Origin of the sequence: Pseudomonas simiae (genome assembly GCF_900111895.1) — a bacterium.
Lineage (GTDB): Bacteria > Pseudomonadota > Gammaproteobacteria > Pseudomonadales > Pseudomonadaceae > Aquipseudomonas > Aquipseudomonas simiae.
The window spans coordinates 15,539-27,430 of the sequence record NZ_FOKB01000001.1 but is presented as its reverse complement, the minus strand read 5'-3'; the positions used below and the strand labels follow the sequence as shown (position 1 = coordinate 27,430).

The 11,892-nt window shown below is 61.2% G+C and carries 10 protein-coding genes and 1 riboswitch; of the genes, 2 read left to right on the top strand and 8 right to left on the bottom strand.

Annotated features, from left to right (window positions below; translation table 11 throughout):
• Positions 1-144: 144 nt before the first annotated feature.
• Positions 145-1,149, bottom strand: coding sequence for a low-specificity L-threonine aldolase (gene ltaE / locus BMZ57_RS00100; protein WP_029529053.1), 1,005 nt, complete (start codon positions 1,147-1,149; stop codon positions 145-147).
• Positions 1,150-1,338: 189 nt separating this feature from the next.
• Positions 1,339-1,508, top strand: a riboswitch (FMN riboswitch).
• A 96-nt stretch (positions 1,509-1,604) separates the two neighbouring features.
• Between ltaE and BMZ57_RS00095 the strand changes: the two genes are divergently transcribed.
• Both BMZ57_RS00095 and BMZ57_RS00090 read left to right on the top strand, forming a co-directional pair.
• The gene (locus BMZ57_RS00095) at positions 1,605-2,111 is read left to right on the top strand and encodes a 6,7-dimethyl-8-ribityllumazine synthase (RefSeq protein ID WP_010208324.1); all 507 of its coding nucleotides are present in this window, start codon (positions 1,605-1,607) and stop codon (positions 2,109-2,111) included.
• A gap of 171 nt (positions 2,112-2,282) precedes the next feature.
• Positions 2,283-3,827 carry a M91 family zinc metallopeptidase gene (locus BMZ57_RS00090; protein WP_069673258.1) on the top strand — a complete coding sequence of 515 codons (1,545 nt, stop codon included), beginning with the start codon at positions 2,283-2,285 and terminating at the stop codon, positions 3,825-3,827.
• A gap of 29 nt (positions 3,828-3,856) precedes the next feature.
• Here the strand turns inward: BMZ57_RS00090 and astE are convergent, their stop codons facing one another.
• The 7 genes from astE to BMZ57_RS00055 all read right to left on the bottom strand — a co-directional run bounded on the left by astE (position 3,857) and on the right by BMZ57_RS00055 (position 11,730).
• Positions 3,857-4,861: a succinylglutamate desuccinylase gene (gene astE / locus BMZ57_RS00085; RefSeq protein ID WP_010208321.1), complete on the bottom strand. Its 1,005-nt coding sequence runs from the start codon at positions 4,859-4,861 to the stop codon at positions 3,857-3,859.
• An 11-nt stretch (positions 4,862-4,872) separates the two neighbouring features.
• On the bottom strand, positions 4,873-5,163 hold the full coding sequence (locus BMZ57_RS00080) for a hypothetical protein (RefSeq protein WP_003214319.1): 291 nt from the start codon (positions 5,161-5,163) through the stop codon (positions 4,873-4,875).
• 39 nt (positions 5,164-5,202) lie between these two features.
• Positions 5,203-6,549, bottom strand: a complete 1,347-nt coding sequence (gene astB, locus BMZ57_RS00075) for an N-succinylarginine dihydrolase (RefSeq protein ID WP_010208320.1) — start codon at positions 6,547-6,549, stop codon at positions 5,203-5,205.
• A gap of 152 nt (positions 6,550-6,701) precedes the next feature.
• Complete coding sequence (gene astD, locus BMZ57_RS00070; protein WP_162483030.1) at positions 6,702-8,171, bottom strand: succinylglutamate-semialdehyde dehydrogenase; 1,470 nt, start codon at positions 8,169-8,171, stop codon at positions 6,702-6,704.
• Positions 8,168-9,193 (bottom strand): arginine N-succinyltransferase, encoded by a 1,026-nt coding sequence (astA, locus tag BMZ57_RS00065; protein WP_010208317.1) that lies wholly within the window; start codon positions 9,191-9,193, stop codon positions 8,168-8,170. The genes astD and astA overlap by 4 nt, the downstream gene beginning before the upstream one ends.
• A gap of 51 nt (positions 9,194-9,244) precedes the next feature.
• Positions 9,245-10,264 carry an arginine/ornithine succinyltransferase subunit alpha gene (aruF, locus tag BMZ57_RS00060; protein WP_003175655.1) on the bottom strand — a complete coding sequence of 340 codons (1,020 nt, stop codon included), beginning with the start codon at positions 10,262-10,264 and terminating at the stop codon, positions 9,245-9,247.
• A gap of 245 nt (positions 10,265-10,509) precedes the next feature.
• Entirely contained in the window at positions 10,510-11,730 is a 1,221-nt protein-coding gene (locus tag BMZ57_RS00055; protein ID WP_021491465.1) for an aspartate aminotransferase family protein, read from the bottom strand.
• Positions 11,731-11,892: the final 162 nt, after the last annotated feature.

Here is an 11,892-nt window from a genome sequence, read left to right as displayed (position 1 = left end):
GGTTCTTCCACGGAGGCTGCGGCCAAAGGCCAGTGCGCAACATCATCAGACGGAGCGACGGCAAAGGGCCGCATTATATCGGCCCTTTGCCGGTGGTACAGCGTGTTTATACGATTGAAACGTTCAATTAGACGGTCTGCACTGTCATTTCCGCGAAAATTCGACGAATGTCTGCGCGACGCGCTCGATCTGCGCCCGACTGACATCCAAATGCGTGACCATGCGCAGGCGCGGGGCGGCGCTCAACGTGATACCGCGTTCGGCGGCAAACGCCTTCAAGGCCTGGGCCTGGTCACCGATCTGCACATAGACCATGTTGGTCTGCACGGGCTCCACCTCATAACCGGCCTGGCGCAAGGCGTCGCCCAGCCAGTGGGCATTGGCGTGATCCTCCGCAAGACGCTGAACCTGATGATCCAAGGCGTACAACCCGGCCGCCGCCAGTGAACCGGCCTGGCGCATGCCACCGCCCACCATCTTGCGCAGGCGCCGGGCCTTGGCGATCAACGCCGTGGAACCGCACAACACCGAGCCAATCGGTGCGCCCAGGCCTTTGGACAGGCACACCGACACCGAATCGAAATGTTGGGCGATCTCGCGCGCATCCACCCCCAGCTTGACCGCCGCGTTGTAGAGCCGCGCGCCATCCAGATGCAGGGCCAGGTCATGCTCACGGGTGAACGCCCGCGCCTTTGCCAGGTAATCCAGCGGCAATACCTTGCCTTGCATGGTGTTTTCCAGCGCCAGCAAACGGGTGCGGGCGAAATGGAAGTCGTCGGGCTTGATCGCCGCGAGCACCTGGTCCAGGTCCAGCGAACCATCGGCCTGCACTTCCAGTGGTTGCGGCTGGATCGAACCGAGCACCGCCGCGCCACCGCCTTCGTATTTGTAGGTATGGGCCTGCTGACCGACGATGTACTCCTCGCCGCGCTCACAGTGGGCCATCAACGCCAACAGGTTGCTCATGGTGCCCGTCGGCACGAACAAGGCGGCGGCAAAGCCCAGGCGCTTGGCCAGTTCGGCTTCGAGGCGATTGACGCTGGGGTCCTCGCCATACACGTCATCGCCGCTGACGGCGGTGGCCATCGCGTCCCGCATGCCGGGGGTGGGTTGGGTCACGGTGTCGCTGCGCAGGTCGATCACAGACATGAAACAAGCCTCTGAGAAGTATTAAATTTCTTGTATCGATGATTACTGCGGGCAAAGCCTCGGAATATCAAGCCCCATCGTTGCTCAATCGAATACCAACCAAACAAACCGATATAGCTTATCGATACAGCGATCGTGCAGTTTTTGAAAAACCATGTTAAAAACTCTCCGCCGCCAGGGTTCTGGCGGCAACGTTCTCAGGGCGGGGTGCAATTCCCCACCGGCGGTAATTACACGCAATGTGTATAGCCCGCGAGCGCTTGGCGCCTCGAACTGCTCTTGCAGGACGGCGGCAAGGTCAGCAGACCCGGTGTGATCCCGGGGCCGACGGTCATAGTCCGGATGAAGAGAGAACGGGATTGGCACCTAAGGGCCGCGCACCTATTGTGTTCGCGTACCCTTAAATCCCATTCGATTCATAACGCCCTGTTTTTTTCTTAAACAGGAGTCAGAACATGCAACCTACCGCAATCGATAGCAAAAGCAAAAACCACCACGGCGAGCGCGTCGCGTTTATCCAGGCCTGCTGGCACAAGGATATTGTCGACCAATCGCGCAAAGGCTTCCTCGCCGAAATGATCGCCCAGGGCTACCAGGAATCGGACATCGATTTCTTCGAAGTCGGCGGCGCCTTTGAAATGCCCCTGCACGCCAAGCTGCTTGCCAAGACCGGTCGCTACGCCGGCATCGTTGCTGCCGCACTGGTGGTCGACGGTGGCATCTACCGCCACGAATTCGTTGCCCAATCGGTGGTGAGCGGCCTGATGCAGGTTCAGCTGGAAACCGAAGTGCCGGTGTTCTCGGTGTCCCTGACCCCGCATCACTTCCACGCCGGCAGCGAACACCAGACCTTCTTCTACGAGCACTTTGTGCACAAAGGCCAGGAAGCTGCACGTACCTGCGCCGACACGCTGCACAAGGTGCGCGCGATCCGTCGCAGTGAGCAAAAACTGGCCGTCTGACCCCCTCAGCCCGTCAAAGAAACGCCCCGGCAAGTGCTCTTGCCGGGGCGTTTTTTTATTGGGGTCTGGCTTCGCACTAATTAATTACCCCCCTGCCCCCTGCGCCTTTCTATTTAGTAACGCTGACGCGCCGTACCGGCGACATTACTTGTTAGATAGGGAGATCTTCGCATGACCATTGCAGGCCAATACGAACTGGAAATAAACCAGATAACCGCCCAGGGATTCCAGATCATTCATGGGGCAGCCTGGGGGCAGAGACCTGTCCCCCCCAGCAATAACGAGCATCCTGACGCACAGGGGAGCATTGAGGTGCTGCTGCATTCGAGCAACCAACTGACGATCGAACGCAGGGTGAGCGCAGATGCGGATCAACTGATAGTCACCACGCAGGACCACGATGACGTCATTGTTCTGCGAAAGTATGTGCCCGAATCGGGGGCGATTCACACGATTGCCGTCAACCGGTCACACGCCGCGCTGCCGTCCACGACCGTCACGCTTGAGGTCAACGACGCAAAGTACTGCATCATCCCCGCCAGCCGGGATCAGGCGTTGGTGGTCATCACTCAGGGCGGCTCAGACGTTGTGCAGATCGATGACAGGATCGAAAACCCCGTCATCGTTGACACCGGCGAAGGCAACGACTTTGTGATCAGCACTGCTCCCCTTGCCAACATTTCTACCGGACCGGGTCATGACAGCGTGACGGTCTTCCAAGGGTCGAGCCATATCGAAACCGGGCCCGGCGACGATATGATCCTGGCGAAGTTTGATGCCAACATCACTGCGTATGGTGGTCCAGGGGACGATGAAATAGTCGCCGCCGGCGCCTCCTTCATCGATGGTGGCGACGGCAATGACTTCATCATCGGCGGCCACGGCCACAGCATTCTCAGTGGCGGCCCAGGCGACGACCACATCGAAGCCGGCGACGCTACCAACGTCATTTTTGCCGGTGAAGGAAGGAATGAAGTCACCTTGCTCAAGCCTGATGACATGACGTACCACAGCCTCCTGACCGAGCTGTCCATCAAGTTCCCGACCTCATCAGAGGAGTGGGACAGACTGAACGCGTTTGCCCCTGGCGAACCGGCGACGGGCAACCTTCAGGTCGAGCCCGGGAATATCCAGGAGAGCGGAGTGACGGTCGTAGGTAGCCCGCAGTTCGTTGAGCGCATCAACGATGACCTGCGGCTGCTGAACACTTCCCCGACCGGCCGACAACTGCTGGCCGTGCCGCAGAGGGCGGCGCTCGAGAGTGGTATCCCGGTTGCGATCAATGAGCTCAGTGACACGCCATCCACCAGGTTCAGCGCTGACCCCGCGACCCGCGACGGTGCGTTTATAGAGAATGGCCATCCAGGCACGCCCTCTTATGGAGGGCAAATAGGGTTGAACACCACTGACACCCGCTCCCATCAACCCAGCATCATCGCACTGTTCCACCAGCTATGCCACGCGTATAACCACATTACCGGCACGCGACTGCACGGGTTCAGTGAGGCGGCCGCGGACGGCAACCTAGCACGTATTCAGGTTTCCAACGAAGAACTTCAAGCCCTGGGCCTGCCAACGTCCGCCGAACCGTTCGACTTCGATAACGACCCGGCCACCGCCCCAACCACGACCAACCCCGAACCGTTCAGCGAGAACGGCTTGCGCAGGGAGTTGGGCTTGCCGCCGCGCTTGCTGAGTGAGCACTACACCCTCTGAAACCTGCGCTCATCGTCCAGGCATGCGCTTTAAGCCAGGCCTGCCTCGGTGGTCGGCACAATCAGGATGCCCGCGCGCAAGCCATTCTTCACCTTCGGGTTGGGGAAGATAATGCGCGCACCCTCCTCCTCGATCACCCAGCGGGTCTTGGCCACGTCTTCGGCCAACAGGTAGCCCTGGGCCAACGGCGAGAAGTTTTCGACATCGGCGGGCAGGTGCATCAGGAAGGCATCGCTGTGCTTGATGACTTCACGGGAGACGGCAAACAGTTGCAGGCCATCCAGACTCTCGGTTTCGGGCTCGGTGCCTTCGATGAGCTGCTTCAGGCGGGTTTCCAGGCGAGAGACGTCCACGCCCTGGTTCTGCCCGAACGGCCGCGCCTTGCCCAGTTCCAGGGTAAAGGCCTCAGCGTCGAGTTGCTCATAGGTAAACGCAGTGAAGGTGATCGAGGTCTTGTTCTGCAGCAGCACCGCTTGCATGCCGGCAGCGTTCAGGCGTGCCAACTGGTGGCGAGAATGCTGGCGACCGTCCTTCCAGGGGTACAGGGCGAACTGTTCGATCTTCGAGCCACGGATGGCGGTGTGCAGGTCGTAATGCAGGCGCGAACGGCCAGGCAGGCTGAAGAAGCTGCGGGCCAATTGCTCCAGCTCGGCGGCGCGCATGGCTTCGGGACCGATGTTTTTTTCATGACGGCCGTTGAACAGCCGGTTGACGTCCAGTTCGAGGTAACGCTCGCCGCGGCGCATGGCCTCAGGGTTGCCGAACAGGAACAGAATACGGGTGCGGGGCTTGATCTCCCCTCGGGCAATGCCATGCAACAGGCGGTCGAGCAGCTCGATCGGCGCGGTTTCGTTGCCATGGATGCCGGACGACAGCAGCAGGTCGCTGCCGTTGTCCTTCGCCTCAGGCGGGCGCACTTCAAGCGCGCCCTCGCTGAGCCAGCGCATCTGCACGCCGTCGACAGTCAGTTGAATTTTTTGCGCCGGTTCGCGACCGGCGAGGGTCAGTTCAAGCAGTTTGCCAAGGGCGAGCATACGCAGCTTCCTTAGTGGTTGCAGCCTGGGCCGTGGACGTGATCGTCGTCATCACCTTCAACGTCGGCCGGTTCCATTTCCAGTTGCAGGCTCATCAGGTTGGTGGCCAGTGGACGCATCAGCAGGTTGGCGTACTCGGCATCGCCTTCTTCCACGTCCACGCCGATCAGCAGTTGGCCACGGCCATCGTGCTGGATCCAGATTTCCTTGCCCTGCCAGACCACGGCGACGCGGGTGCAGGAGGTTTCCAGCTGGGTGCCGTCGGTGTCTTCAAGAATCAGTTTCAGGGTGTCGGTGGTCATAAATTAGCTCTCAGCCATAGGTCGTAAAAGAAGGTGGCGTTAATTGATCTGGAAAGGATAAACCGAGCCCAGTTTAAGGATTTGCGTCAGTTCATCCAATGCCGTCCGGCACTCCAACAGCAATTGCGGGTCTGCCAGGTCGGTTTCGCGCAGGCTGTCGCGGTAGTGCTTGTCGACCCACTGGGTGAGCGTGTCGTACAACGGCGCGGTCATGATAACGCCTGGATTCACCGCCGCCAGTTCCGTTTCATTCAACGCCACACGTAAACGCAGGCACGCCGGGCCACCGCCGTTCTGCATGCTTTGCTTGAGGTCGAACACCTTCACTTCACGGATCAGGCCACCGGTCGCGGTCAGGCTTTGCAAGTACTGCCAGACGCGCTCGTTGGCGCGGCATTCTTCCGGCACGATCAGCAGCATCGAGCCGTCGGCGCGGCTCAGCAACTGGCTGTTGAACAGGTAGGAACGTACCGCGTCTTCGACACTGACCTGAGCGCGGGGTACGCAGACGGACTGGAAGTTACCGCCCAACTTGCCCAGTTTGCCTTGCAGTTCGGCGAGCATCTGTTCGGTATTGAGAAAGGCATCCTCATGATAGAACAGCACTTCACCGTTACCCACTGCGATCACGTCGTTATGGAACACACCGGCATCGATCACCGCCGGGTTCTGCTGGGCGTACACCACGCCGTCATCTTTCAGGCCATGCAAACGTGCGACGGCTTGAGACGCCTCAAGCGTCTGGCGAGCAGGGTATTTCTGCGGCGCCGGGTAACGGGGATCGAACGCGCTGCGACCAAACACGAAGAATTCGACGCCCGCCTCGCCATATTCACGGCAGAAGCGTGTGTGGTTGGCCGCGCCTTCATCACCGAATTGCGCCACGGCCGGCAACGCGGCGTGGTGGGCGAAGTGTTTATCATCGGCAAACATCGCCCCCAGCACGCGACTGGTGGTCGGGTGTTCGATGCTGCGGTGGTACTTGCAGTTGAGGTTGGCGGCGGTGAAATGCACGCGTCCGTCAAAGGTGTCGGCACTTGGGCTGACGGTGGCGGCGTTGGCCACCCACATGCTCGACGCCGAGCAGCTCGCGACCAGCAACGGCATCGCATCCTTGGCCGCCTGCTGGATCACTTGGGCGTCGCTGCCGCTGAAACCCAGGTTGCGCAAGGCAGCCACATCAGGACGTTCCTGAGGCGCCAACACACCTTGGACAAAGCCCATGTCCATCAGGGCTTTCATCTTTTGCAGGCCCTGCAACGCCGCTTCCTTGGGGTTGGAATGCTGTTGGCTGTTGCTCTGGGACGCGACGTTGCCGAAGGACAAGCCGCCGTAGTTATGGGTCGGCCCCACTAGACCGTCAAAATTGACTTCATAGGATTTCATCGGCGAGGCTCCACGAACATCTGTTTTTATAGGCAATCTTCAGCACACCACAGATCCAATGCGGGAGCGGGCTTGCTCGCGAAAGCGGTGCACCAGTCACCTCATACATCAACTGACAGACCGCATTCGCGAGCAAGCCCGCTCCCACATTTTTAGACCAGTGTTATGCCCGGGGTCAGCGTGGCTGGCAATACCAGGCTCGGGGTCTCAAGCGAGGCCACCGGGTACGCGCAGTAATCCGCGGCGTAATACGCACTGGCGCGATGGTTGCCCGACGCCCCCACCCCACCGAACGGCGCGGTACTGGCGGCGCCGGTCAGCTGTTTGTTCCAGTTGACGATACCGGCGCGGCTTTCCAGCCAGAACTGCTGGTAGCGCGCTTCGGAGTCCGACAACAAACCAGCGGCCAGGCCGTACTGGGTGTTGTTGGCCTCGGCAATCGCCGCTTCAAAATCAGCGTAGCGGATCACCTGCAACAACGGGCCGAACAGCTCCTCGTCTTCGCGCTCGGTGACGCCGGTCACGTCGATGATGCCAGGGGTCAGCAACGCGGCCTGGTCCTGGGGCTGGGTCATCTCCAGCAGCGCCACGGCGCCATTGGCCAACATCAGTTCCTGAGCGTCCATCAAGGCCTTGGCCGCTGCGAGGGAGATCACCGAGCCCATGAACGGCGCGGGTTGCTGATCAAATGCGCCCACCTCGATGGTCGAGCTGACCGCCACCAGGCGCGCCAGCAATGCGTCGCCCCAGGCGCCTTCCGGCACCAGCAAGCGGCGCGCACAGGTGCAGCGCTGGCCGGCAGAGATAAACGCCGACTGGATGATGGTGTAGACCGCTGCATCCACGTCGGCCACTTCGTCGACCACGAGCGGGTTGTTGCCGCCCATTTCCAGGGCCAGGATCTTGTCCGGACGCCCGGAGAATTGCTGATGCAGATGATTGCCGGTACGGCTGGAACCGGTGAAGAACAACCCGTCGATACCTGGGTTGGCCGCCAACGCGATGCCGGTTTCCCGCGCGCCTTGCAGCAGGTTCAATACGCCTGCCGGCAATCCGGCTTCGATCCAGCACTGCACGGTCAGCTCGGCAACCTTGGGGGTCAGCTCGCTCGGCTTGAACAGCACGGTATTGCCCGCCAGCAAGGCCGGGACGATATGCCCGTTCGGCAAGTGGCCAGGGAAGTTGTACGGGCCAAACACTGCCACCACACCGTGCGGCTTGTGGCGCAACACCGCAGTGGCGTCGCCCAGGGGGCCGCTCTTCTCGCCGGTACGCTCACGGTAGCTTTGCACCGAGATCGCGATCTTGTTCGCCATGCTGGTGACTTCGGTGGCCGACTCCCACAGCGGCTTGCCGGTTTCTTCCCCGATGCAACGGGCGATATCGTCGGCACGGCTTTTCAGGGTGGCAGCGAAGGCCTCCAGCACACTGATGCGCTCTTCCAGCGGACGCTTGGCCCACGCAGGGAACGCCTGGCGTGCCGCCTGCACAGCGGATTCGACCTGCTCGGCGGTGGCGCCATTGCCGGCCCACAGCACCTGCTGGGTCACCGGGTTGCGCGATTCAAACAGTTCACCCTGGCCGGCCAGCCAGCTCCCTGCGATATACAACGAATTCATTATTTCGACTCCCGAGCAGCGGACAACGGAACGGCACGCACTTGATCACCCACCACCAGTTGCAGGCGCTTGGCGGTCTGTGGATCGACCACCAGCGTGCCTGCCGCCAGACGGGCCGGTGCGGCGGTAATGCGGCACTCTTCACGCTTGCGGTTATGGATCAGGAACGGCGTGGCATCGTCCCCCGGCGTACCGATGGCCAACACCAGCGACTGGCTGTCACGCACGGCGCGGATCTTGGTGGTTTCACACTCCACCGCAGGTCCCGCGTCGAAGATGTCGACATAGCCCTGGTAGCTGAAGCCTTCGCTCTTGAGCATGCTCAAGGCGGGCTCAGTGTCCGGGTGGACCTTGCCGATCACATTGCGCGCGTCTTCAGACAGGAAGCAGCTGTACAGGGGAAACTTTGGCATCAGCTCGGCGATAAACGCCTTGTTGCCCACACCGGTGAGGTAATCGGCCTGGCTGAATTCCATCTTGAAGAAGTGCCGACCCAGGCTTTCCCAGAACGGCGAACGCCCGGCGTCGTTAGACACACCGCGCATCTCGGCGATGATCTTGTTGCCAAACAGGTGCGGGAATTCGGCGATAAACAGCAGACGTGCCTTGGCCAGCATGCGGCCGTTGAGGCCGGTGCGGTAATCTGCGTGCAGGAACAACGAACACAGCTCGGAATTGCCGGTGAGGTCGTTGGCCAGGAACAGCGTCGGGATCTCGCGGTAGATATTCAGCTCCTGGGAGGCGCTGACCGTCAGGCCGACCCGGAAGTTGTACCAGGGTTCACGCAGGCCAACGGCGCCGGCGATGGCGGAAATCCCCACCACGCGACCTTCGTCGTTTTCCAGCACGAACAGGTAGTCGGCATCACCACGCCCGGCGTCGCCGCGAAAGGTTTTCTCGGCCCAGCCTACCCGATGGGTCAGGCGCTCCTCGTTGGCCGGCAAGGTGGTGAGGCCAGTGCCGGTGCTGCGCGCCAGATCAATCAGGGCCGGTAAATCGCTGCTGCGTACGGGACGAACGATCATGCTATCTCCTCAGACGGGCCGCTGTTGTCAGCCACCCGCGAAACTCTCTTTTTAAACCGCTACCAGGCGCACGCTCGCGCCTTCGCCAACACCCAGGGCTTCGGCCGCTGCGAGGTCCAACGTCACCGGCTTGCCGGGCGCATAGTCCAGCTCCAGCATCACCGCGCGGTAATCCTGCAACTGTGCGTTGCTCACCAGATACTGGCGGCCGACACCCTTGACCATCTCACCGATCTTCACCGGCACCACGCGGCTCTGGGCAATCGAGCGAATGCCCGAGACCCGTGCATGCAGCGTCGGGCCACCGTCGAAGATGTCGATGTAGTGATCGGTCTCGAAGCCTTCACGCATGAGGATGTCGAAGGTGATCTGCGCACGCGGGTGTACCTGGCCCATGGCTTCCTGGGCTTCGTCCGGCAGCAGCGGCACATAGATCGGGTAATGCGGCATCAATTCGGCGAGGAAGGTGCGGCTTTTCAGCCCGCACAGGCGCTCGGCGGCGGCGTAATTGAGGTCGAAGAAGTTGCGGCCGATGGCGTCCCAGAACGGCGAGTCACCGTTCTCGTCGCTGTAGCCGACGATCTCGGTCACCACAGAGTCGGCAAAGCGCTCGGGATGGCTGGCGACGAACAGCAGGCGGCCACGGGAATTGAGTTCCGACCACGGCGACCCCACCAGCTCCGGCACCACGTAGAAACTGGTGAGCAGGCTGTTGCCGGTAAGGTCGTGGCACTGGGAAAGCACGTGGATCTTGTTGTGGATCTTCAGCTCGCGGGAGGCGTGCACGAAGGTCTCGTTACGGAAGCTGTAGAAGGGTTCCGAGTAGCCAGCCGAGGCGACGATGGCCGAGCAGCCGGCGAGCTTGCCGGTCTCGGTGTCTTCGAGCACGAAGAAATAACTCTCTTCGCCGTTGAAACTGACCTCTGCGGCGAAGGATGCTTCGCTGGCGGCGATCTTGTCGCTCAGTCGTTCCACATCGTCCGGCAAGGAGGTGACACCAATCGGGCTGTCCGCAGCCAGACGCTGTACCTCGCCCAGATCAGCCATTTGCGCGGGGCGCATCACCAGCATGGTGTCACTCCTTAACTCGAAAAACTCACAGGAAAAAATGCCGGACACGATCTTGAAAACGGTGAGGTCAAGTGTGGGAGCGGGCTTGCTCGCGAAAGCGCTGTGTCATTCAACATTTGAGGTGACTGAACCACTGCATTCGCGAGCAAGCCCGCTCCCACATTTGATCTCCACCGTTCCAACCAAGGGATCCGGCATACAAAATTTGTGTTCGGCACCGGGATTACCAGGCGCCGATCGGTCCATCAGGCTTGCGTCAACGTCTTCACAGCACGTTCAAAACGGTCCAGGCCTTCCTTGATGTCCGCGTCTTCCACCACCAGGCTCGGCGCGAAACGCACCACGTCGGGGCCGGCTTGCAGGATCATCAGGTTTTCTTTCTCGGCCGCGTTGAACACGTCCTTGGCCTTGCCCTTGAACGCGTCGCTCAGCACGCAACCGAGCAGCAGGCCCATGCCGCGCACTTCGGTGAAGATACCGTACTGCTTGCCGATCTGCTCCAGGCGCGCCTTGAACAGGTCGTGCTTGGCATTCACGCCGGCCAGCACTTCAGGGGTGTTGATCACGTCGATCACCGCCTCGGCCACCGCACACGCCAGCGGGTTGCCGCCGTAGGTGGTGCCGTGGGTGCCGACCACCAGGTGCTTGGCCAACGCTTCGGTGGTGAGCATTGCCGCGATCGGGAAACCACCGCCCAGGCTCTTGGCGCTGGTGAGGATGTCCGGGGTCACGCCGTAGTGCTGGTAAGCGAACAGGTGGCCACTGCGGCCCATGCCGGTCTGCACTTCGTCGAACACCAGCAGCGCGTTGTTCGCGTCGCACAAGTCGCGGGCGCCTTGCAGGTAAGCCAGTTCGGCCGGCAGCACGCCGCCTTCGCCCTGGATCGGTTCCAATACAACGGCGCAGGTCTTATCCGACACGGCGGCTTTCAGCGCGTCCAGGTCGTTATAAGGAACGTGGGTGATACCGGTGATTTTAGGACCGAAACCATCGGAGTACTTGGACTGCCCACCGACGTTGACGGTGAACAGGGTACGGCCATGGAAGCTGTTGAGCGCCGCGATGATCTCGTATTTCTCGCTGCCGAAACGGTCGAACGCCACGCGACGGGCCAGCTTGAACGCGGCCTCGTTGGCCTCGGCGCCGGAGTTGCAGAAGAACACACGCTCGGCGAAGGTGGCGTCGATCAGCTTGTGGGCCAGGCGCAGGGCCGGCTCATTGGTGAAGACGTTGGAGACGTGCCACAGCTTGTGGGCCTGTTCGGTCAGCGCACCGACCAGCGCCGGATGGGCATGGCCCAATACGTTGACCGCGATGCCGCCGGCAAAGTCGATCAGCTCGCGACCCGCCTGGTCCCATACGCGCGAACCTTCGCCACGCACAGGGATGAATGCAGCCGGTGCGTAGTTAGGCACCATGACCTGGTCGAAATCGGCACGTTGCACCGGGGCTTGCTCAACGGACATCGGAGTCTCCTGAAGAGGAACGCCTGCCTGGAACTGGCGGGCGATGCAGGGATTGTAAGGACAGTTTTCAGCGCGGCCTTGCCGCCAAGCGACAACTTCTTATAGCGCCAACCCGCGATTTTGGCGGGTTTACGCCAATGCGACAAATAGCGTCGCAATGGC

Coding starts and splice junctions, on each gene's coding strand:
- ltaE (WP_029529053.1), bottom strand. CDS start 1,149: ATGTCTGTGATCGACCTGCGCAGCGACACCGTGACCCAACCCACCCCC.
- BMZ57_RS00095 (WP_010208324.1), top strand. CDS start 1,605: ATGCAACCTACCGCAATCGATAGCAAAAGCAAAAACCACCACGGCGAG.
- BMZ57_RS00090 (WP_069673258.1), top strand. CDS start 2,283: ATGACCATTGCAGGCCAATACGAACTGGAAATAAACCAGATAACCGCC.
- astE (WP_010208321.1), bottom strand. CDS start 4,861: ATGCTCGCCCTTGGCAAACTGCTTGAACTGACCCTCGCCGGTCGCGAA.
- BMZ57_RS00080 (WP_003214319.1), bottom strand. CDS start 5,163: ATGACCACCGACACCCTGAAACTGATTCTTGAAGACACCGACGGCACC.
- astB (WP_010208320.1), bottom strand. CDS start 6,549: ATGAAATCCTATGAAGTCAATTTTGACGGTCTAGTGGGGCCGACCCAT.
- astA (WP_010208317.1), bottom strand. CDS start 9,193: ATGATCGTTCGTCCCGTACGCAGCAGCGATTTACCGGCCCTGATTGAT.
- aruF (WP_003175655.1), bottom strand. CDS start 10,264: ATGCTGGTGATGCGCCCCGCGCAAATGGCTGATCTGGGCGAGGTACAG.
- BMZ57_RS00055 (WP_021491465.1), bottom strand. CDS start 11,730: ATGTCCGTTGAGCAAGCCCCGGTGCAACGTGCCGATTTCGACCAGGTC.